22 protein-coding genes are annotated in these 21544 nt (G+C 32.2%); 2 read left to right on the forward strand and 20 right to left on the reverse strand.

The annotated features are described in order from the left end of the window. Positions 1 to 3: 3 nt before the first annotated feature. From rsgA to H8707_RS10500, 14 genes are all read right to left on the reverse strand, one after another. The gene (gene rsgA, locus H8707_RS10435) at positions 4 to 879 is read right to left on the reverse strand and encodes a ribosome small subunit-dependent GTPase A (RefSeq protein WP_262430085.1); all 876 of its coding nucleotides are present in this window, start codon (positions 877 to 879) and stop codon (positions 4 to 6) included. Between the two features lie 11 nt (positions 880 to 890). Then, a complete protein-coding gene (gene pknB / locus H8707_RS10440) occupies positions 891 to 2858 on the reverse strand; it encodes a Stk1 family PASTA domain-containing Ser/Thr kinase (protein ID WP_262430086.1) in 1968 nt (655 codons plus the stop codon). 18 nt (positions 2859 to 2876) lie between these two features. Then, entirely contained in the window at positions 2877 to 3605 is a 729-nt protein-coding gene (locus H8707_RS10445) for a Stp1/IreP family PP2C-type Ser/Thr phosphatase (protein ID WP_262430087.1), read from the reverse strand. Between the two features lie 11 nt (positions 3606 to 3616). After that, entirely contained in the window at positions 3617 to 4660 is a 1044-nt protein-coding gene (gene rlmN / locus H8707_RS10450; RefSeq protein WP_262430088.1) for a 23S rRNA (adenine(2503)-C(2))-methyltransferase RlmN, read from the reverse strand. A gap of 85 nt (positions 4661 to 4745) precedes the next feature. After that, positions 4746 to 6089 carry a 16S rRNA (cytosine(967)-C(5))-methyltransferase RsmB gene (gene rsmB / locus H8707_RS10455; RefSeq protein ID WP_262430089.1) on the reverse strand — a complete coding sequence of 448 codons (1344 nt, stop codon included), beginning with the start codon at positions 6087 to 6089 and terminating at the stop codon, positions 4746 to 4748. Between the two features lie 36 nt (positions 6090 to 6125). Next, complete coding sequence (locus H8707_RS10460; RefSeq protein ID WP_262430090.1) at positions 6126 to 6821, reverse strand: zinc metallopeptidase; 696 nt, start codon at positions 6819 to 6821, stop codon at positions 6126 to 6128. A gap of 14 nt (positions 6822 to 6835) precedes the next feature. Then, entirely contained in the window at positions 6836 to 7753 is a 918-nt protein-coding gene (fmt, locus tag H8707_RS10465) for a methionyl-tRNA formyltransferase (protein WP_262430091.1), read from the reverse strand. 22 nt (positions 7754 to 7775) lie between these two features. Continuing rightward, entirely contained in the window at positions 7776 to 8270 is a 495-nt protein-coding gene (gene def, locus H8707_RS10470; protein ID WP_262430092.1) for a peptide deformylase, read from the reverse strand. 10 nt (positions 8271 to 8280) lie between these two features. Continuing rightward, the gene (gene priA, locus H8707_RS10475) at positions 8281 to 10737 is read right to left on the reverse strand and encodes a primosomal protein N' (protein WP_262430093.1); all 2457 of its coding nucleotides are present in this window, start codon (positions 10735 to 10737) and stop codon (positions 8281 to 8283) included. 89 nt (positions 10738 to 10826) lie between these two features. After that, positions 10827 to 12035 carry a bifunctional phosphopantothenoylcysteine decarboxylase/phosphopantothenate--cysteine ligase CoaBC gene (gene coaBC, locus H8707_RS10480; RefSeq protein ID WP_262430094.1) on the reverse strand — a complete coding sequence of 403 codons (1209 nt, stop codon included), beginning with the start codon at positions 12033 to 12035 and terminating at the stop codon, positions 10827 to 10829. 10 nt (positions 12036 to 12045) lie between these two features. Next, a complete protein-coding gene (gene rpoZ / locus H8707_RS10485; protein ID WP_262430095.1) occupies positions 12046 to 12255 on the reverse strand; it encodes a DNA-directed RNA polymerase subunit omega in 210 nt (69 codons plus the stop codon). A gap of 2 nt (positions 12256 to 12257) precedes the next feature. Continuing rightward, on the reverse strand, positions 12258 to 12872 hold the full coding sequence (gene gmk / locus H8707_RS10490) for a guanylate kinase (protein ID WP_262430096.1): 615 nt from the start codon (positions 12870 to 12872) through the stop codon (positions 12258 to 12260). A 19-nt stretch (positions 12873 to 12891) separates the two neighbouring features. Beyond that, a complete protein-coding gene (gene remA / locus H8707_RS10495) occupies positions 12892 to 13152 on the reverse strand; it encodes an extracellular matrix/biofilm regulator RemA (protein ID WP_262430097.1) in 261 nt (86 codons plus the stop codon). Between the two features lie 12 nt (positions 13153 to 13164). Next, complete coding sequence (locus H8707_RS10500) at positions 13165 to 14046, reverse strand: YicC/YloC family endoribonuclease (RefSeq protein WP_394354661.1); 882 nt, start codon at positions 14044 to 14046, stop codon at positions 13165 to 13167. A gap of 167 nt (positions 14047 to 14213) precedes the next feature. Between H8707_RS10500 and H8707_RS10505 the strand changes: the two genes are divergently transcribed. After that, the gene (locus tag H8707_RS10505) at positions 14214 to 15992 is read left to right on the forward strand and encodes an Rqc2 family fibronectin-binding protein (RefSeq protein WP_262430099.1); all 1779 of its coding nucleotides are present in this window, start codon (positions 14214 to 14216) and stop codon (positions 15990 to 15992) included. 34 nt (positions 15993 to 16026) lie between these two features. On the opposite strand, the gene H8707_RS10510 is transcribed toward H8707_RS10505, so the two are convergent. Then, complete coding sequence (locus H8707_RS10510; protein WP_262430100.1) at positions 16027 to 16905, reverse strand: peptidylprolyl isomerase; 879 nt, start codon at positions 16903 to 16905, stop codon at positions 16027 to 16029. Between the two features lie 258 nt (positions 16906 to 17163). Here H8707_RS10510 and cobO point away from each other — a divergent pair, with 258 nt between their 5' ends. Continuing rightward, positions 17164 to 17679, forward strand: a complete 516-nt coding sequence (gene cobO / locus H8707_RS10515) for a cob(I)yrinic acid a,c-diamide adenosyltransferase (protein ID WP_262430101.1) — start codon at positions 17164 to 17166, stop codon at positions 17677 to 17679. A 30-nt stretch (positions 17680 to 17709) separates the two neighbouring features. Here cobO and H8707_RS10520 read toward each other — a convergent pair whose 3' ends face one another. The 5 genes from H8707_RS10520 to H8707_RS10540 form a co-directional block, all read right to left on the reverse strand. Beyond that, positions 17710 to 18432 carry an NAD-dependent protein deacylase gene (locus H8707_RS10520; protein WP_316699652.1) on the reverse strand — a complete coding sequence of 241 codons (723 nt, stop codon included), beginning with the start codon at positions 18430 to 18432 and terminating at the stop codon, positions 17710 to 17712. A gap of 12 nt (positions 18433 to 18444) precedes the next feature. Continuing rightward, positions 18445 to 18912, reverse strand: a complete 468-nt coding sequence (locus H8707_RS10525) for a GNAT family N-acetyltransferase (RefSeq protein ID WP_262430102.1) — start codon at positions 18910 to 18912, stop codon at positions 18445 to 18447. Positions 18913 to 19069: 157 nt separating this feature from the next. After that, positions 19070 to 19993 carry a TDT family transporter gene (locus H8707_RS10530; RefSeq protein WP_262430103.1) on the reverse strand — a complete coding sequence of 308 codons (924 nt, stop codon included), beginning with the start codon at positions 19991 to 19993 and terminating at the stop codon, positions 19070 to 19072. A 102-nt stretch (positions 19994 to 20095) separates the two neighbouring features. Then, positions 20096 to 20623 (reverse strand): bifunctional pyr operon transcriptional regulator/uracil phosphoribosyltransferase PyrR, encoded by a 528-nt coding sequence (pyrR, locus tag H8707_RS10535; RefSeq protein WP_316699654.1) that lies wholly within the window; start codon positions 20621 to 20623, stop codon positions 20096 to 20098. Positions 20624 to 20631: 8 nt separating this feature from the next. Further along, positions 20632 to 21543 carry an RluA family pseudouridine synthase gene (locus H8707_RS10540; protein WP_262430105.1) on the reverse strand — a complete coding sequence of 304 codons (912 nt, stop codon included), beginning with the start codon at positions 21541 to 21543 and terminating at the stop codon, positions 20632 to 20634. Between the last annotated feature and the right edge of the window lies 1 nt (position 21544).

Raw genomic sequence — 21544 nt, forward strand, 5'->3', positions numbered from 1 at the left:
ATATTAGTACCTCCTAAATTTTCTTACCTCTTCTAAAAATTGAATATAATTATCATATCTAGCCTTACTTATAATAGACTCCTCTACTAATTTTTTTACATTGCAATTAGGTTCTTTGTCATGTAAACAGCTTAAAAATCTACAATCTCTTCCATATTTTTTTATTTCTCTAAAATAATTTTTTAATTCACTTTCCTCTTCTATAAAATCTAAACTTAAAGAACTAAATCCCGGACTATCTAAGACAAATGTATTTTCTTCCAATTCAAACAGCTCAACATGTCTTGTAGTATGCTTTCCCCTTTTGGATTTAGAACTTATTGCTCCGGTTTCCAATTTGAAACAAGGATTTATCTTATTCAATAAAGATGATTTGCCAACTCCTGAAGGTCCGGCAAATACCGAAATATGGTTTTTAAGAATATCTTTTAATCTTTCTATCCCTAAATTTTCCTTAGCGCTTGTGATTATAACTCTATAACCTATCTTTTCGTATGTTTCAGCAAGATTTGAGGTTTCACTAAAAGATAAATCGGTTTTATTAAAACAGATAATCATATCAAGGTTTTGATATTCTCCGATTATTAAAAACCTGTCTAAAAGCCAAGTATTGATATCGGGTTTTTTAACACTCATAACTACAATCCCTTGAGTTACATTTGCAACAGGAGGTCTAATTAATGAGGATTTTCTTTCAAGAATTTCCTCTATATATCCTGTATTATCCTCTTTATTTATTCTTATCCTAACATTGTCACCAACAAGAGGTGTGAGATTTTCTTCTCTAAAAGCACCTCTTGCTCTGCACTCAATTGTACCATTGGGAGTTTTTACATAATAAAACCCGCCAACACCTTTTATAATGATACCTTCTATCATCAAATTTCTCCTTATTGGCTATCTTTCGTGATAGTCTTAGTGGACTGATAAACATCGTCATACATTATATCAAATTCTGTACCTATCTTGCCTGTAAATGTACGTACTAGTGGTTCATCGCTTGCCTTAATCGTTCCACTGAATACTACTTCTGTTGTTCCGTCTATTCTTTTATTTATCTTTATATTTGTTTCTTCCTTATCCATACGTGGAGGTAAAACAATCGTAATAGACCCCATTCCACTTTCTGTTCCGGGTTCAGTAGGTTGATCTCCCGGTTGATCTGTAGATGGTCCGGAGCTTATAATCAAATCCACACTCGTCTTTGTCTCCAAGACTGTTCCTTGATTATATTCTTGCCAAATTACTATATCGGCGGGGATTTCATTACTTGGCTGAGTGTTGACTTCACCAACGACCAAATCATCATCTGTAATTATTTTTTGAGCTTCATCAATTGATTTCCCTACAAGTTTTTTCATTATAACCTCTTTGATTTCCGGTCCCTCGCTTATTACTAAGTCAACCTTTGAGTCTACAGCAACTTCCGTCATTGCATCTGGGTATTGCCTTATTACAGAGTTTTTAGGAACTGTATCTGAAGTTTCAACATCGCGTTTTCCAACTTGTAACCCTGCATCTTCTATTAGCGCTTCTGCGTCAGTCAATGGTTTGTTCATAACCAAAGGAACAAAGGCAAGTTCTTCACCTTCGTTTATGGTAACTCCGATTGTATAGCCTTCCTTGACCTTTAGATCGGCATCCACATCTTGATGTACTACTTCTCCTACTTTATATTTACTGTCCTTTACTTTATCTAAAACTTTCATGTTTAAACCTAAATCATTTAGGGTCTTTTCAGCTACTTTTTGATCCATTCCAACTAAATTGGGAACTGGTATCTCATCAGACTTTAAGAAAGACTTAAACTTAAAAAATCCAAAAAATATACTTGTTACAAGCAAAAATGCTAAAAGAATTGCAGCAAAGATTACCTTAATACCGCCATCGGATTTTTTCCCTTTCTTCTTTGTTTTTTTGTTTTTACTTTTATTCATTTTATTGTCACCCTTAATATCCGATTCAACTGCCGGCATAACTCTCGTTGCAGAACTCATATCATTTACTCTTTCAACATGAACGTCTTTACCTAACAATCTGATGTTTTTCAAATCATTTATAAGTTCTGTTGTATTATTATATCTGTCGCTTTGTTTCTTTTGAACACACTTTAAAATTACGGATTCAAGATTTAGTGGAATAGTTGCATCAATATCTCTAGGTGGTATTATGTCATCTTGAACATGTTTTAAAGCTACGCTTATTGGGCTGTCACCTTCATAAGGCACTTTGCCCGTCACCATTTCATACATTACAATCCCCAGCGAATAGATATCCGATTTTTCGTCAGTATAGCCGCCTCTAGCCTGTTCGGGTGAAAAATAATGTACTGATCCCAATACATTTGATGTAGTAGTTACGGTAGATGAAGTTACAGCTCTTGCAATTCCAAAGTCAGTAACCTTCACCCGATTATCTTCTGTAATCATTATATTGTGAGGTTTTATATCTCGATGAACTATATGATTTTTATGAGCATTTTCAAGTGCTTCCGCTATTTGCAAAGAATAATATATGGCTTCATCTGCCGATAACTTATTCTTTTCTCTTATGACTTCTTTCAGTGTTTTTCCATTTATATATTCCATTACAATATAATAAATTTTTTTGTTATCCTCTTCCTCCACACCAACATCATATATATATAGGATATTTGGATGTGATAGGCTGGCTGCTGATTGGGATTCCCTTCGAAATTTTCTTACAAAATCCTCATCTTCTGTAAATTCATCTTTAAGTATTTTTATAGCAACAAATCGATTTAAAAGTTTATCTTTAGCTTTATAAACTTTTGCCATCCCACCTTCGCCTATTTTTTCTAAAATTTCATATCTATTTCCAAGAATTTTTCCTATCATCTTTTTTTCACCTCACTACTAGAATTTAATTGCTATTACAGTTATATTATCTCTTCCGCCATTATCATTGGCTACAGAAATTAACTTATTGCATGCTTTATCAACATCACTTTCACTTTTAATTAATTTCATAATATCACCATCGCTTAACATATTTGACAATCCATCGCTGCAAATAATAAGTATATCATCTGATTTATAATCCAGCATGTAAAAATCCAATTGAATTTCACTGCTTGTCCCGACAGCTCTGGTTATCAGATTTTTTTGCGGATGATTTATGGCTTCTTCAGGAGTAATACTGCCATTTTTGATCAATTCGTTTACTAAAGAATGATCGTCAGTAATTTGATAAATCTTTTCTCCGGTGGCAAAATAAGCTCTGCTATCTCCCACATGCCCTATATAAATATTGTTATTGAATATATAGGCTAGAGTAATAGTAGTCCCCATTCCTGCGTACTTTAGGACTTTTTTAGATTCTAAATATATTTTTTTATTTGCTTGGGAAATGGCTTCTTCAATAGTCCTTTTTATGTTTTCTTTATCCTTTAGGCGCTTAATATTATCTATAAATACTTTTTTAATAATATGTACCGCCATATTGCTGGCTACTTCCCCTGCGTTGTGTCCTCCCATTCCATCAGCAACAATATATAGGGGGAAGCTTTCAACATCTCCCACAAACATAAAATCTTGATTTATATCCCTTATTTTTCCTATGTCTGTTACTGCACCTACTATCATAAAAATCACCTCTATTGAAGTTTATTTTCTAAATAACTTCTTCTCAGTTGTCCGCAAGATGCACTTATGTCGCTTCCCATTTCTCTGCGAATTGTTACTCTTAAACCTTTTTTTTCTAAAGAATCTTTAAATTTTTCGATGCTTTTCTTATCAGGCCTATCCTTTGAAAACTCTTTAATAGAATTAAGAGGAATAAGATTTATATGTGCATTTATATTCTTAAGTAGCTTTGCCAATTCGATTGCTTCCTTTTCCCCATCATTTTCATCTTCGATTAAGGTATATTCAAATGTTAATCTTCTATTTGTTGAATCTCCGTAAAACTTACAAGCATTCATTAACTCATTGATACTATATCGCTTAGCAATTGGCATAATCTTTGCTCTCTTTGCATCAAAAGGCGAATGAAGAGAAATGGATAACGTAATCGGAAGATTCTCTTTTGCCAAGTCATATATTTTCGGTACTACGCCGCATGAAGAAAGAGTAATATTACGCAGACTAATGTTATGACCCTTTTCCTCATGAATTATATTAATAAATTTCAAAGTATTATCATAATTATCCAATGGCTCACCACTGCCCATAAGAACAATATTATTTATTTTTATATTGTTGTCCTTTTCCATCATATATATCTGATTGAGCATTTCAGCCGGAGTTAAATCTCTAATAAATCCATTTTTAGTCGAAGCACAAAACGTACAGCCCATTTTACATCCTACCTGAGTGGATATGCAAGTGGTAAACCCGTGTTTATATTCCATTAGAACACTTTCAACTATATTTTTATCATCTAATAAATATAAATATTTTTTAGTGCTATCTATTTTAGAATCAAATCTTTCCAATATTTCAATTTCATTTACTTTGCCGACTTCTTTTAGCTTATTTCTAGTCTCTTTAGGAAGCTGTTTTAATTCGTTTAAATTCAAATTTAAATGCTTATTAAAATATTGAAAAAGTTGCTCTCCTCTATAGCCCTTTTCTCCTATGTTCATCATATATACCTTTGATTCTTCCAGAGTCAGACTATTTAATTCAGTTTTATTCAATATATCACCCTTTAATAAATCACAATTCACTGTACGCTTATTCACTATCTTTCTTATTTATTATACATAATATTATAAAATATATCTATATTTCTTTAATCATTTTAGCTATAAAAAAGCCATCCGTGCCGTGGATATGAGGGAATAATTGAATATACCCTTCATTGATTGTATTCAAATTTTCCTTGGTTTTAAGCTCTTTGCCAAAGGGCATTAGCCTAAATTCCTTATTTAATTCTAAAAATCTATTTATCATATTGATATTTTCTTCTTTCAAAATAGTACATGTACTATATACAAGGATGCCATGATTTTTTACATAGTTCTTAACGGTGTTTAATATGTTCCATTGCAAATTAGTCAACTCTTTTATATCTTCTTCTTTCCTGTTCCATCTGATCTCCGGTTTACGTCTTATAAGCCCTAATCCTGAACAAGGAGCATCCAATAATACGTAATCCACTTTTTCTATTAAAGTTTCATCTCGCTTTATAGCATCATATACCTCTGTTTCAATTATATCAATACCTAATCTCTTACTATTTTCGTTGATTAATTCAATTTTATGATTATAAAAATCTCTTGCTAATATCTTCCCCTTATTGTCCATTATCTGAGCCATATGGGTAGCTTTCCCACCTGGAGCACTGCATACGTCCAAAACAAAGGAATTTGGATTAGGGTTCATGATTTGAGATACGAGTTGACTGCTTTCATCTTGTATAGTAAAATATCCATCATTAAATTCCTTTACCTTTGTGATATTGGAAGGATTTTTAATTATAAGAGTATTCTTGCCATAATTTCCTTCCAATACCTGAAAACCATAGTCCGTTAATTTGGACATTAATACTTCTTTTTCTGTCTTTAATGTATTCACCCTAATATTTAAATTTGGTCTTTCATTATTTGACTTCAATATCTCTTCAGTAAACTCTATCCCATAATCATTTGTTATGGACTTAACCATATATATCGGATGGGAATATTTTATTGAGAGATAACATTCATAATCCTTATCATCTATTTTTATTATATTATCCTTATCTCTAATCAAAGACCTTAAAACTCCGTTTACAAAACCTATAGAGCCTTTATGTCCATATTTTTTTGCCAAATTTACCGATTCATTGACCGCTGCACTATTAGGCACCCTATCCATAAAAAGTATTTGATATACTCCTATTCTAAGTATCTCCATGATAATTGGATGAATCTTCTTTATTTTGATTTTAGACAATTTTGATAATATATAATCTATGTAGATTTTATTTTCTAATACTCCATAAGTTATTTCGCGTATAAAATTTTCATCTTGGGAAGCTACACCATCCGGAATATGTTTATTTGTAGCTATATTGGAAAAAGCATTATTTTGATTTATATCTGTTAATATTTTAATGGCAATTTCCCTTGTGTTTATATCCATTGTTTTTCCTCCTAAAGAAAAAAGGGGTTCCCCCCTTTAATCTCTTCTTCTATTTGTCATAGTCAATATTCTTAACAATTGACCTATAGCTACCAATGTTGATGCTACATATGTTAAAGCTGCAGAAGTCAATACCTTTTTTGCAGGTTTCAATTTGTCTTGAGGCGCTATGCCATTTTCCAGTTGCAACATTGCTCTTCTGCTTGCATTAAACTCAACAGGTAAAGTCACCACTTGAAACAATACAACAGCTAAAAATAATGCTATCCCAACTTCAATAAAAACTTCACTTGCTAAAAAGCCAAGCAAAATAAAAACCCAAACCATTCTTGCGCCAATATTTGCTATAGGCGCAATATTGTTTCTTAATATCAATGGAAAATATCCTTCTGAATGTTGTATTGCATGACCTGTTTCATGTGCTGCTACACTCATTGCAGCAATACTTGTATAGCCATAAACTCCATTTGATAACCTCAATACCCTAGTCCTTGGATCATAATGGTCAGTAAGATTTCCCGAAACTTTTTCAATCCTTACATCATTAAGTCCATTTCTATCCAATATCGTTCTGGCTACTTCTGCTCCGGATAACCCGGTTTCGCTGGATACCCTAGAATATTTATTAAAATCACTATTAATCTTGATTTGTGCCCAACTTGCAAGTATTAATGCAGGTAGTACATATAACAAATAAGGAATATCTACATATAAACCACCATATGGATACATACAAATTCTCCTCTCTATGAATTAAATATAATACCTTCTTCAATCTTATTGCCTGCTAAATAATCCTTAACGCTCATTCTTTTCTTACCGGGGAATTGTATTTCTTCAATGACTACGCAGTTATCCTTTGAATTAACAAAAATACCTTCCCTATTTACTTTAATAACTTTCCCAATTTCTTCATTATCCATCTTCGGCTTTAAACTTACCTTGTGTATTTTCATAATCAAATCATTATAAATGGTATATGCACTGGGAGTTGGTCTTAAACCCATAACTAAATTATATATATCTTTTCCTGATTTATTCCAATCTATTTTCCCTGTGCTTTTTGAAATCATTGGTGCATAAGAGGATAGATTATCATCTTGAGGCACCCTATTATCTTTGCCAATTTTTATCTCTTCTAAAGCTTTGATCAATAGTTCTCCGCCTAATACTGATAATTTATCATGCAAAGACTCGAAATCGTCTTTTGGTGTAATCGAAATAGATTGGCTTAGTATTATGTCACCTGAATCCAACCCTTCTTCTATTTGCATAATTGTAATTCCAGTTTCAGATTCACCATTTATAATAGCCCAATTAATAGGCGCTGCACCTCTATATTTAGGTAACAATGAAGCATGCACATTGATGCAGTCGTATTTTGGAATTTCAAGCAATTTCTTTTTTAGTATTTGCCCGAAAGCAACCACTACAATAACATCAGGCTTTAATTCTCTGAATTTTGCAATACTCTCTTCGTTATTTACGCTATCGGGTTGGTAAACTTCAAGTCCAAATTCCAATGCTTTTTGCTTTATCGGAGGATATTGAATTTTTTTGCCTCTACCTCTTGGTTTGTCTTTTTGAGTAACTACCAAATCAATATTGTAGCCTTGTTCATGTAATTTTACAAGGCTGGGCACAGCAAAATCCGGTGTTCCCATAAAAATAATATTCACTTATCATCTACTCCTCAGTATCTTTTCTATCTTCCTCATAATATTCATCATCATCATCATAAGTTTCTATGGCCAAATCGGTATATAATATTCCATCTAGATGATCTATTTCATGGCACAAAACTCTCGCTAAAATCCCGGTAGCTTCTATAATATTTTCATTGCCGTCAACATCAAGATACTTCACCTTCACCCATTCAGGTCTTTTAACCTTCCCGGATTTTAAAGGTATAGATAAGCATCCTTCAATATCAATATTCTCACCACTTTTTTCAATTACAGCGGGATTTATAAGTTTTATACTTCCCTCACCCACATCCACAACTATCGCGCGTCTTAAAACTCCAACTTGGGGTGCCGCAAGCCCTACCCCTTCTGCATACTTCATGGTTTCTAACATGTCATCTAACAAAGTTAAAATTCTATTATTTACATCAGTTACTTCCCTAGATATTTTTCTTAAAATGGGATCCCCATCTATTCTTATTTCTCTTAATGCCATTTCATTCCTCCTACAAAATTGTTAATGGGTTTACGTCAATGCTAAATTTTACATTATCTAGTTTTAAGTTAAACTCATTTAATATACATACCCTTTTTATTATATTTTTCATACATTCCATATGATTATTTTCTATTTTTATAATTATTTGCCATCGATAATTGTTTTTTATTTTTTCTAGAGGTGCAGGATTTGGTCCTATGAAGTGCTTATTAAAATCATTAATAAAAAATGATTCCTTCTTTATTATATCATAACAGCTTTTAATTACATGCTGTACGTTATATCTATCTTCTCCATAAACTAAAATACTAATTATATTTACAAACGGCGGATACAAAAATTCTTCTCTGAGCATAATTTCAGTTTTATAAAACTTATTATAATCTTGTAATTTTGCATATTCAATACTATAATGCTCCGGATTGTAAGTTTGAAGTACAACCTTCCCCAAGTCATCTCCTCTACCTGCCCTGCCTGCTACCTGCGTTACCAGCTGAAATGACTTTTCAGGGGACCTGAAATCAGGAAGGTTTAAGGTAGTATCCGCTGCGATAATTCCCACTAAAGTAACATTTGGAAAATCCAACCCCTTTGAGATCATTTGTGTCCCTATCAAAATATCAATTTCTCCGGACTTCATATCTTCAAGGATGTTCTCGTAGCTTCCCTTTAATGAAGTCGTATCTCCATCCATTCTCGCTATCCTAGCATTCGGGAACAATTTCTTTGTGGTAATCTCTACCTGTTCTGTACCTACGCCAAAGTACTTGATATATTTGCTTCCGCATTGCGGACATACATGTGGAACATCTCTTGTAGCGCCACAATAATGGCATCTGAGCTTATCAATACTTTTATGATAAGTCATCGATATATCACAATTTGTACACTTTACAACATACCCACAACTTCGGCAGGATACGAAATTAGAAAATCCCCTTCTATTTAAAAATAATATAGTTTGACGATTGTTTTCAAGATTTCCCTTTATTTCATTATATAATGCACGGCTAAATATGGATTTGTTACCGAAGGATAGCTCTTCCCTCATATCTACCAATAGAATTTCGGGGAGTTTTTGTTTGTTCGCTCGTTCCTTTAGTTCCAATAATTTATATTCTCCACGCTGAGCCTTATAGTATGTTTCAATTAATGGAGTAGCACTGCCTAAAACCAATATGGCATGTTCTAAATCACATCTTTTCTCCGCAACATCAATTGTATCATATTTTGGATTTTGAGATGATTTATAAGTATTTTCATGCTCTTCATCTATAATTATCAGTCCTAAGTTTTTAAAAGGTGCAAAAATAGCTGATCTGGCACCAACCACCAATTTTGCCTTACCGGTCTTTATTCTCCTCCATTGATCAAATCTTTCTCCGTATGATAATTTGCTATGAATAACAGCCACTTTTTCACCGAAACGACCCATAAATCTATCTATAGTTTGAGGAGTTAGGGAAATTTCAGGAACTAAGATAATAGCATCTTTCCCCTTCTTTAGCATTTCCTCCACCAACTGCAAATAAATTTCGGTTTTACCGCTGCCTGTTACTCCATGAATGAGAAATTTATTGGACTTAATATCATATTCTTCTAAAATACATTCAAAAGCATTATACTGCTCTTTTGTCAATACATGTTTTTTATAATAAGGAATTGGGCGTTTAACTGCATTTCTTTCAACTTCTTTATCATAAATTTCTATTACATTTCTCTTTTCTAAGGCTTTGATTGTGCTCAATGAGGTATTTAATCCCTCTATAAGTCTAGTACATTGAGATTCACCATTTATATATAGATGATTTGCTATTTCAATTTGTTTTTTTGCCCTTGTGCCCACTATTTCTAAAGCTTCATTAATATTATATTTTTCATTTAGCTTAACCCATTTTTCAGTCTTTTTATTAACAGTTGTTTTTATTTCAATATTGACCCCAATAATTCCGTCTTCTTCTAATTTATTTAATATGGGATTAATATTCTTTATATTTAAATCTTCTTTTAATTTTGATAAAAGCATTGGAGCATGATTATCTTTTAGATATTCAATTATGCTTTTCTCAACATTATTTAAATTAATTGTATTTGCTTTTGTCTTAAATAACTCAACAAAGGTATTTATCTCTTTAAAGTCTCCGGGAGGCAATATGGGTTGAAAAGCATCCATATATGATGATAAATACTCTTCTTTAATCCACAGACCTAATTGAATTAATTCCTTTGATACTAAAGGTTTATCGTCAAGTATATCTATTATCTCTTTTAATTTGAAATTTGATGTAAAATCGTCCTCTATTTTAATTACAAATCCTTTTATAGCTTTGTTTCCATTCCCAAAGGGAACGATAACCCTCATGCCTTCCTTCAAAATGTTTTCAAACTGATACCCTATTTCATAAGTAAAAGGCCTGTCCAATACAGAAGCCTTTCTATCAACTACAACTTCAGCATACTTCATTTAATCATACCTTTCCATTAAAAAACCATTTCAATTAGGCTTAATTCAATCCTTTGAAATACTTGATATGGCATAATCTTTTACTAACTCTAGGCTTTACTTTTTATAAGCAAAGATACTCTATCCAATATAATCTTTGCGACTTCTTTTTTACTCATAATAGGATATTTTTCAAGGTTACCATTATTATCGATAATAGTCACAATATTGGTGTCAGATTGAAAACCTGCACCCGTTTCGGTAACGTCATTGGCAACTATAAAATCAAAGTTTTTCTTCTTTAGCTTTTCAGATGCATACTCAAATATATTGTTTGTCTCAGCAGCGAATCCAACCATGATTTGCTTATTTTTTCGATTTCCGTAGTATGCTGCTATGTCAGGATTTCTTATGAATTTAATATCCAGTTCATCATTTTCCTTGTCATCTTTTTTAATTTTAATAGGACTAACATTTTCAGGTTTATAATCAAGCGGTGCAGCAGATTTAATTAAACAATCACAAGTATCGAAAAATTCTCCAACGGAGTTGAACATCTCTTCGGTAGTATTTACTCTAACTATTTCCACACCTTCGGGAGCATCTAATACTGTAGGACCGGAAATCAATACAACATCCGCGCCTCTAGCATGTGCTTCTTTAGCTATACTATATCCCATTTTGCCACTGGAATGATTTGAAATATATCGTACAGGATCCAATGGTTCTATAGTAGGTCCTGCTGTAACTACGATTTTTTTACCTAACAAATCCTTTTCTACGAAATGGTTAATTAAATACTCTACTATGTCATTTGGTTCAGCCATCTTTCCTTCGCCATAATCTCCACAAGCAAGAAGTCCTACCCCCGGCTTAATAAATTCATAGCCTAGGTTCTTCAATTTATTTATATTTTCCTGAACGATTGAATTGTTATACATTTGAGTGTTCATAGCAGGAGCAAAGATTACCTTTGCTTTTGTAGCCATAACTACTGTTGTCAGCAAATTGTCACAGATACCGCCCGCAATTTTTCCTATAGTATTTGCAGTTGCAGGTGCTATGAGAACTGCATCTGCTTTTTGGGCTAGAGAAATATGCTCTACATCAAAATGATTAACCGTGCCAAACATTTCCGTGTGAACAAAATTTTCAGCCATAGTCTGAAATGTCAGCGGAGTAACGAATTTAGTAGCTCCTTCGGTCATTATAACATCAATATTTGCGTGTTGTTTTCGTAATTTGCTTACCAAGTCAGCAGCTTTATATACAGCAATACCCCCTGTTACACCCAGTAAAATATTTTTTCCTTTTAACATTTTAATACACCTACTTTATGCTATTTGTATTAGGCGTTTCATATTCTATTTTCCCTTCAATTAGCTCTTCCAAGGCTATTGTAACAGGCTTGCTTGAGCTGGTTTCAACCAAGGGTTTTGATCCGTCTATAATTTGTCTTGCTCGTTTTGCCGCTACCATAACTAAAGTATACTTGCTTTCCCCATTTTTAAGTAAATCACTAAATGATGGATTTAACATTTTTATTTACCTCCCTGTAATAATACTCTATCCTTTATATCCTTATGTCGTTTTACCCTCAATTTTTCGGATCTTATTATAGCTTCTATGTCTTTAACGGCATCCTCTACCTTATCATTTACAACGAAAAAATCATATTCACCAACAAAATCCAATTCCTTAAAGGCATTTTCAAACCTTCTATTTATATCCTCTTGTGTTTCAGTACCTCTTTTTACTATCCTATTCCTCAATTCGTCCATTGTTGGTGGCAATAAAAATATAAAAACAGCTTCTTTATAATTTTTCTTAACCTGCAAAGCCCCTTGAACATCTATTTCCAGTAAAACTATTTCTCCTTTTTCTATTTCATCAAATACAAATTCCTTAGGGGTACCATAATAATTTGAATGAACATGAGCATATTCCAAAAATTCTTTGCTATTTACCATTTCACAGAATTTTTCTTCATCCACAAAATAATAGTTTTCCCCATTTAATTCTCCCGGTCTAGGCCTTCTGGTAGTAGCAGAAACAGAAAATACAATATCTGTCCTCTTATTCAAAAGAGCTTTGCTTACTGTACCCTTTCCAGTACCGGAAGGTCCTGACAAAACTAATAAAAATCCTCTTGACATTTCAGTCCACCAACCTTTTTTATTCATTAGTAATATCATCTTTTGATTGTAATCTATTAGCAATAGTCTCGGGTTGAACAGCAGCAAGAATTATAATATTGCAATCTGTAACAATTACCGATCTGGTTCTTCTACCATAAGTTGCATCTACAAGTATACCTTTATCTCTTGATTCTTGAATAAGTCTCTTTATAGGTGCCGATTCGGGGCTTACTACTGTTACTATCCTACTTGCCGTAACAATATTCCCAAATCCTATATTTACTAACTTCGCCGACATATTATTCCCCCATCATTCAATATTTTGAATTTGTTCTCTTATCTTTTCCAATTCAGACTTCAAATCAACTACGTATTTCGAAATAACAATATCATTTGCCTTACTACCAATAGTATTAATCTCTCTATTGAACTCTTGTATTAAAAAATCAACCTTTCTGCCGACTGAATCATCCTCATCCAATATAGATCTAAATTGCTTTATATGACTGTAAAGTCTAACTATTTCTTCATCTATGCTGCTCTTATCCGCGAAGAATGCAACTTCGTTACTAAGCCTATCCTCATCTATAGGAACATTATCTTCAAGTAAGTTTTTGATTCTTTCCTTCAACTTTGCCTTGTAATCAAGTACCACAACAGGAGCTCTGTCCTCGATTTTTTGAACAAATCCTTCTATATTATCTATTTTATTTAACATGTCCATCCTTAAAGCTTTTCCTTCGGTTTCTTTCATAATCATAATATTATCCAACGCTAAGTTAAGAGCCTTGCTTAAAACTTCCCAAACCATGTCCTGATCCAGCTCTTTTCTCTCTGTCCTCACAACATCCGGAATTGACAATATATTATTAAGGCGGATATTTTCATCCATATTTAATTCAATAAGTAAATTGGACAATGCTTCCTTATAAGATTTCGCTAAGGGAGTATCTATTTTAACATCTACAGCAGATTCATTGATATATTCCAGATTAATATATACATCTACTTTTCCCCTACTTATTCTTCCCTTGATATTTTTTTTGATGATTTCTTCAAGGTAATTGATGTGTCTCGGAAGCTTTACGCTTATGTCACTATATCTGTGGTTAACTGCTTTAATCTCAACTTTAAACTTAAAATGTTCATTTGAAAATTCACCCATACCATAGCCGGTCATACTTTTTATCAAATATATCACCTCATCTTCCTTTGAACTCTATTATATAGTTTATATATTAATAATTCCACTAATTGTTAAGAAATGTTAACAATTTAAAGCCCACAGTTCATAATTCACTGTTACTTATTAAATAGTTATGATATACTAATACCATTCAATAATTTTGGAGGTATAAGATGTCATTTGATGGAATCGTAACAAACTCGGTTATTAAAGAATTAAAAGAAACAATACTGGGAGGTAGAATAGATAAAATCTACCAACAAGAAAAAGACGAAATCCTTATAAATATTTATAATAAAAACGAAAACCATAAATTAGTTATTTCTTCAAGTAGCAATAACCCTAGAATATATCTTACTAAATTTTCAAAGAAAAATCCGACTACTCCTCCTGTATTCTGTATGCTTTTAAGAAAACATCTATCTGGGGGAATCGTATTAAATATAGAGCAGTTTGAAATGGATAGAGTAGTTTTCATAGATATTTCATCAATAGATGAATTGGGAACACCCACAGAAAAAAGACTTATAGTCGAAATAATGGGAAAACACAGCAATATAATACTTGTAGACAAACCTACTAATAAAATTATCGATTCGGTTAAAAGGGTGTCAGCGGATATGTCCAGAGTAAGACAGATACTTCCCGGATTTATATACCAATACCCTCCTATAGGAGATAAGAAAAATCCATTGAAAACCTCTAGAAAAGAATTTTTTAGCCTTCTTGAAAATGAAAACAAAAATACTCCCATATATAAATTTTTATACTTTAACTATTTAGGACTAAGCCCTATGATTTCTAGGGAAATATGTTTTCAAGCTGATATAGATATTGATAGAACTTTAATTAGTCTTAATGAAGATGATAAGGCTAAATTATACATGGAATTTAAAAATATAATGGATTTAGTTGAAAGTGGCAATTATACTCCTATGTATATCACAACAAGCGATAAAAATGACATCATCGCGTTTTATAGTTTGGATTTAGACCAATATGGTAATGATAATAAAGTTTATTTGAATAGCATATCCGCTATCCTTGATAATGTATATAGGAGAAAAGATATCATGGATCGAATAAATCAAAAATCTCACTCTATAAGAAAATCCATCCATGTAAAACTTGATAGAGCACAGCTTAAACTCGGAAAGCAAAAAGAAGAGCTATTTGATAGTAAATCTAGGGATAAGTACAAAGTATATGCGGATTTAATTTCAGCAAATATCTATAAAATACCTAGAGGTGTAAATAAAATAGAACTGGAAAACTTTTATGATGAAAATATGGCGAAACTAACAGTTCCATTGGATATTAGACTTTCTCCAGTCGACAATGCTCAAAAATATTATAAAAAATATTCAAAGCTCAAAAATGCAAATCAGCTTTTATTAGAACAAATTCCTGAAACGGAAAAAGAAATAGAATATCTGGAAAATGTTCTATTGAGCTTAGAAAACTCAACTGAAATTGAAGAACTTGATGAGATTAAAGACGAACTAATAAGTGAAGGTTATTTAAAAGGCAATGACAAAAAACATAAAAGAAAAAAAGAAGAAAAAGTATCAAAACCAATGGAATTCATCTCTAGTGACAATATCAAAATCTACGTGGGAAAAAACAATAAACAAAATGATTATTTGACTTTGAAATTCTCCCATAGAGAAGATTTATGGCTTCATGTCCAAGGTATGCCAGGTAGCCATGTTATCATAAAATCCGAAGGAAGGGGTGTTCCTGAAACTACTTTAAAGGAAGCTGCAATTCTAGCATCATATTTTAGCAAAGGTAAAAACTCTAAACATGTTCCGGTAGATTATACTCAACGGAAGAATGTAAGAAAGCCTAAAAACGCAAAAACCGGGATGGTAATCTATGATGATTATAAAACAATAATTGTAGATCCTGATAAAAATACGGTAGACAATCTATCAAATGAGGAATTATAATTAGGGCATTGGGGATACCCCAATGCCCTATTATTTAGTTATTTGTGTTAAGATAATTTTCAACTTTGTTTTCTTTTAATACTTCTTGATACCAAGCAGGATATGCTTCATTGATTTTATTGTTTAAAATAGCATCTTTTATTTGATCTTTAACTTCATCTAAGGTTGCTTCCTTTGCATCTTTTCTTTCCTCTAACTGTATAATATGATATCCAAATTCAGATTTTACCGGTTCACTAATTTCATTTGTATCTAAGGAAAACGCAGCATCTTCAAATTCTTTGACCATCTTACCTTTGCTAAAGAAACCTAATTCTCCTCCGCTATCTTTTGAATCGTCTAATGAATACTCCTTAGCTAAGTCTGCAAAGTCTTCTCCGGCATCTAATTTCCCTTTTACTTTTTTTGCCTCATCCTCAGTTTCAACCAATATATGACGAGCTCTCACTTGCTCTTCTTCTCCTAAGGAATCCTTGTTTTCTTCAAAATACTCAAGGGTTTCATCCTCTGTTATGGTTATGCTGGGTTCTATAAGCTTCTTTATCTTCAAGTTCAAGGAAATATCCTTCTTTAAGTCTTCAATATCATATCCAAAATACTGTAATGCACTATTAAATTCTGCCTCTCCGCCATAACTTGATTTCAATGCATCAAGATCTTTGTTTATATCCTCTTCAGTTACTGTAACTTTTTGTTTCTTAGCTTCCTGGTCAATGACCTTCATAGTAATCATATTATCCAATACTTGTGCACCATTTTGTTCTACCAATGCTTGGTATAATTCATCTTTTGTAATAACCTCATCGTTTACCTTAGCAACAGCATCACCACTTTTGCATGCTGTTAAGCTTATAGATAAGGCCATAATAGTTGCCAATATTACATATTTATATGTACCTTTCTTTTTCTTCAAATCAAAATCCTCCTCATTTAAAATTAATTACATGCTTTCTTGTAGGAAAGTTCTACCTTTGAATTTTATAATACAAAAAACCTCCCGTCAATGAGTTTTTTAAAAACCCTTTGATTTAGATGCTTTTTTAATTATACTACATAAATGTGTGATTTTGATGAAATTTTATAAATATCGATAAATTTAATGTCTCCATACGGTAAAATATGATCATCACATATAATTAATATGAGTATTTGATTCCAAGGAGGTTGAAAAATGGATAAAGGATATGTACAGATTTACACTGGCAATGGAAAAGGAAAAACAACAGCAGCTTTGGGACTTTCTTTGAGAGCTGTTTCTATAGGTAAAAAAGTATTTTTTGGGCAATTTGTTAAGGGAATGAAATATAGCGAAGTAAATTGTACGGATTTTGTTCCTAATATTGAATTTGAGCAATTTGGTAAAGAATGTTTTATTTATAATGATCCTACCGAAGATGATATAAAACGAGCTGAACAAGGTCTTGCAAAGATGAGTTCCGTCTTAAAAGACGGTAAATATGATGTCGTGGTAATGGATGAATTGAATATAGCATTATATTTTAAATTATTTACAGTAGAAGAAGTAATAAAAGCTATCAGCAACAGAGCTCCTCATGTGGAAGTAATAATCACCGGTCGTTATGCACCAAAAGAATTGGTTGAAATTGCCGATTTAATAACAGAAATGAAGGAAATAAAACACTATTACACTAAGGGTGTAGAAAATAGAAAAGGAATTGATTTTTAGTCATTCCTTCCCTAATACATCATTAATTTGTTAGATTACTTGACTAAGAACTTCACCGATGCTATCGTTAAATGTAAGGAATGCCCTTCTGTCATAATATGTTTCAGACTTATTAATAAGTATCAATTTGTTTCCCCTATAATATTCTATTAAATTTGCAGCAGGATATACGCTTAAAGATGTCCCTCCCACAATCAGTACATCAGCATTTCTAATATATTCCAATGCCTTGTCCATTACATACATATTTAGACTTTCCTCATATAAAACTACATCCGGTTTAACTATGCCACCACATTCTACACATTTGGGTATATTTTCAGATTTCATTACAAAGTCCAAACCGTATTCTTTTTTACAATCTACACAGTAATTTCTATAAATGGAGCCATGTAATTCCAGCACATTTTTGGAGCCTGCCATTTGATGCAATCCATCTATATTTTGTGTAATTATTGCCTTTAGCTTTCCTCTTTTTTCAAGTTCGGCTAAAGCCAAATGGGCTTTATTGGGCTTTGCTTCGGTATATACCATTTTAGTTTTATAAAATTCGAAAAATTCTTCTGTATGCTTTCTAAAAAAAGTGTGACTAAGCATATACTCCGGAGAATACTTTTGAGTATTATCTTTTTTATAGAGTCCTGTTTCGGATCTAAAATCAGGAATATTGCTTTCCGTTGATACTCCTGCACCTCCAAAGAATACTATATTGTTGCTGTTTTCAATAATAGACTTTAGTTTCTGTATAGTCATTTTTATCAACTCCTAAATAGCTTTAATCATAATTAAGCAAGGATTCCATTCATCCCATAACGATGGAAATACTTCAAGTTTAGAAAAACCTACATTTTTATAAAAAGCAATTGTTTGATCATACTCTTTATAGTGTCCTTCATCTACAGTTTTTACTTGTAAATATTTATATTTGTCTTTTGCATACTGCTCTAATGCATTATATAGCTTACTGCCTATAGTCTTTCTATGATATGCTTTTTTAACACCCATGCAATGCAGTTCTCCTGTATCCCCACTACTTTCGCTTAAAGTAATAAACCCAATGATTTCTTTATCGTTTTTGGCTACCCACAAAGGCAAATTTCTTGAATCAATTATATATTCTCTGGTACTTTCCGGAAGTCCAAACCATTCCGGTAAATCGGATAATACTTCTGAAACAATCTTTTCCTTTTCTTCCGAATTCTCTACCTGTGTAATTATAAGTTCATTTTGCATGCAAAATCCTCTCCTCACATAGGATACATACTTATATGCTACTTCTAGTATATCACATTTCATATAATAAAAAAGAGGATAGCCGAATGACCTACTGATGTCACTAAAATATCCTCTAAAACTCTGGGGCCTCTAATAAAATCCAAGGTAAAAGTTTTCAACACCTTATCATATGGCAAGTTCCAGGCAACAAATAAACTATATATCTAACTAAAACATATAATACGATTAATATAGATAATATTTCTTCTAATTGAACCAATCGTGGTATAAATGAGTTTGCTCTTCCTGCGATTGTTAAAAATCCATTTGCTGATTTTAAAGATATAGCACTTATTACTACGGGGAACGTTAATGCAGAAAAGCTTGGATGAAATTTTAGCCTTAATACCCTAGGAAATATAGTTAAAACTAAAAATAATGTTAACTGAGAAAATATCACCAATAAATAGACGATATATACATTTTTTGACTGAAAAGAATTTAAATATCCGGATAGAAATATACTTAGTGGCGCAGCAAATATTGCAATAGTCGGCAGTTCGGATTTTGTCATTTGTTTTGTAAAAGTATTTTTTATAGCATTGGAAAGTAGAATTGCAAAACAAATAACTCCAAAATAGAATAGCATCTTTCCTATGCTCTGCATATTAAATACAGGAGCAGTAATGCTTCCTACTACAATGCCGGAATACACAATAAAATAAGATGGAAATATTTTTTCAATACCAGAATTTTTTATAAATTTAGTTGTAAATCTTATCATCAAGTATATGTGAAGAAATAAGCCTATAATCCAGATAATGAATGATATATTTCCGATATGTCCTTTGGTATATGTAGACAATAGCATAATCCCCATTGAAAATGTTGGAAACATACTTGCATTAATTGGATCTTCTAATTCATTTGCTATGATTTTTGAACATATTATAATTTTTGCGAGCATCATAAAAAGTATGACAGTAGATAAAATTCCAAATATATTTTGCAAAATATAACCATAAGTGAATAAAAGATTCCCCAGTGCTGCTAGTGCAAGCATCAAACCTGAAATCGATAAAGGAAGTTTTTTAATCATAAAATCACCTCTCGATTTATATATTATTCGAGAGGGTAATAAATAATGACGTATATGCAAAAACATCAATTTATGTATATAAAAAATCATCTCATTCTAAACTTATTCCTTTATAACGACTTCGTCTATTCCATCTACTTCCTTGAATTCAACACCTATTATTTCAGTCTTTGAAGTTGGGACATTTTTCCCTATATAATCTGGACGGATTGGCAGCTCCCTATGTCCTCTATCCACCAGAACAGCTAACTGAACCTTATTTGGTCTTCCCTTATCTATTAAAGCATCAAGTGCAGCTCTAACAGTCCTTCCGGTATATATAACATCATCAACCAATACAACAATCCTTCCGTTAATATCTCCGGTAAATTCTTCATTTACAGTAGGCTGAGGGCTTATTTCTTTTAAATCATCTCTATAAAGTGTTATATCTAGCGTATAAGTTTGGAGATTTTCTCCTTCGATTTCATAAATCTTATCCGCAAGTCTATGTGCGAATGGTACCCCCCTTGTTTTGATCCCAACAAGCACTATATTGCCAACTCCTTTATTCCTTTCAATTATCTCATTTGCTATTCTTGTAATAGCTCTTGCTATTGCCTTTTCGTCCATGATCACAGCTTTAACCATCATTTTTATCACCTATTATCCAATTTCTTAAGTACTTCCTTAAAATTATTGAGGATATCACATTCAAACTCCATATATTTCTTACTTCGGGGATGAATTATTCCCACCTTACGTGCATGGAGCAGTTGTTTATCTAAATTAAATTCATTCTTTCCACTGGAATATATGGGATCTCCAACTACCGGATGGTTCATATATGAAAAGTGAACTCTTATTTGATGTGTTCTTCCTGTTTCAAGTACCGCCTTTATTAATGTATATTTATCATATCTTCTTATTACTTCATAATGAGTAATAGCCTCTTTGCTATTACTAGATATTACTTTCATCATTTTTCTGTTATTTGGATTTCTTCCTATTGGTGCATTAATTGTACCTTTATCGTCTTTTATAACTCCATTTACAAGTGAAATATACTCTCTGTAGACTTTTCTGTCTTTAAGCTGTTCTGACAACGAGCGATGACTGAAATCATTTTTAGCGATAATTAATATTCCAGATGTATCTTTATCCAATCTATGAACTATTCCCGGTCTGATAATGCCATTTATTGAAGATAAGCTACCTATATGATACAGCAATGCATTTACCAAAGTTCCGGTATAGTTCCCCGGTGCAGGATGCACAACCATTCCTTGAGATTTATTCACTACTACTATATCTTCATCTTGATAAATAATATCCAAAGGCAAATCCTCAGGCACAATTTCTAATTTTTTTGGTTTAGGAAGGTTAACCAGTATCCTATCCCCTTCCTTTACCAAATAACTTGGCTTCTTTTTAAGTCCATTTACATCTACTAATCCATCTTTTATCAATTTTTGTATGTAAGTTCTTGATACTTCATTTAATTCTGTAGCTATATAATAGTCGAGCCTTTCATTATCACCCTCATCCACATATATTTCTATAGTCTCCATT

Source organism: Paratissierella segnis (assembly GCF_014385195.1).
GTDB lineage: Bacteria > Bacillota > Clostridia > Tissierellales > Tissierellaceae > Paratissierella > Paratissierella segnis.

Excerpts from the sequence above, each read along its gene's own strand:
- rsmB (WP_262430089.1), bottom strand. The coding sequence starts at position 6,089 with ATGGATATAAACACAAGGGAAATTGCCATTAAAATATTAACAGATATA.
- H8707_RS10520 (WP_316699652.1), bottom strand. The coding sequence starts at position 18,432 with ATGACTATACAGAAACTAAAGTCTATTATTGAAAACAGCAACAATATA.
- rpoZ (WP_262430095.1), bottom strand. The coding sequence starts at position 12,255 with ATGTTAAATCCATCATTTAGTGATTTACTTAAAAATGGGGAAAGCAAG.
- pknB (WP_262430086.1), bottom strand. The coding sequence starts at position 2,858 with ATGATAGGAAAAATTCTTGGAAATAGATATGAAATTTTAGAAAAAATA.
- priA (WP_262430093.1), bottom strand. The coding sequence starts at position 10,737 with ATGAAGTATGCTGAAGTTGTAGTTGATAGAAAGGCTTCTGTATTGGAC.
- fmt (WP_262430091.1), bottom strand. The coding sequence starts at position 7,753 with ATGGGAACACCGGATTTTGCTGTGCCCAGCCTTGTAAAATTACATGAA.
- H8707_RS10460 (WP_262430090.1), bottom strand. The coding sequence starts at position 6,821 with ATGTATCCATATGGTGGTTTATATGTAGATATTCCTTATTTGTTATAT.
- remA (WP_262430097.1), bottom strand. The coding sequence starts at position 13,152 with ATGTCGGCGAAGTTAGTAAATATAGGATTTGGGAATATTGTTACGGCA.
- rsgA (WP_262430085.1), bottom strand. The coding sequence starts at position 879 with ATGATAGAAGGTATCATTATAAAAGGTGTTGGCGGGTTTTATTATGTA.
- H8707_RS10445 (WP_262430087.1), bottom strand. The coding sequence starts at position 3,605 with ATGATAGTAGGTGCAGTAACAGACATAGGAAAAATAAGGGATATAAAT.
- cobO (WP_262430101.1), top strand. The coding sequence starts at position 17,164 with ATGGATAAAGGATATGTACAGATTTACACTGGCAATGGAAAAGGAAAA.
- def (WP_262430092.1), bottom strand. The coding sequence starts at position 8,270 with ATGGCATTAAGAGAAATAAGAATAGATGGGGATCCCATTTTAAGAAAA.
- pyrR (WP_316699654.1), bottom strand. The coding sequence starts at position 20,623 with ATGGTTAAAGCTGTGATCATGGACGAAAAGGCAATAGCAAGAGCTATT.
- H8707_RS10540 (WP_262430105.1), bottom strand. The coding sequence starts at position 21,543 with ATGGAGACTATAGAAATATATGTGGATGAGGGTGATAATGAAAGGCTC.
- coaBC (WP_262430094.1), bottom strand. The coding sequence starts at position 12,035 with ATGTTAAAAGGAAAAAATATTTTACTGGGTGTAACAGGGGGTATTGCT.
- gmk (WP_262430096.1), bottom strand. The coding sequence starts at position 12,872 with ATGTCAAGAGGATTTTTATTAGTTTTGTCAGGACCTTCCGGTACTGGA.
- H8707_RS10525 (WP_262430102.1), bottom strand. The coding sequence starts at position 18,912 with ATGCAAAATGAACTTATAATTACACAGGTAGAGAATTCGGAAGAAAAG.
- H8707_RS10505 (WP_262430099.1), top strand. The coding sequence starts at position 14,214 with ATGTCATTTGATGGAATCGTAACAAACTCGGTTATTAAAGAATTAAAA.
- H8707_RS10530 (WP_262430103.1), bottom strand. The coding sequence starts at position 19,993 with ATGATTAAAAAACTTCCTTTATCGATTTCAGGTTTGATGCTTGCACTA.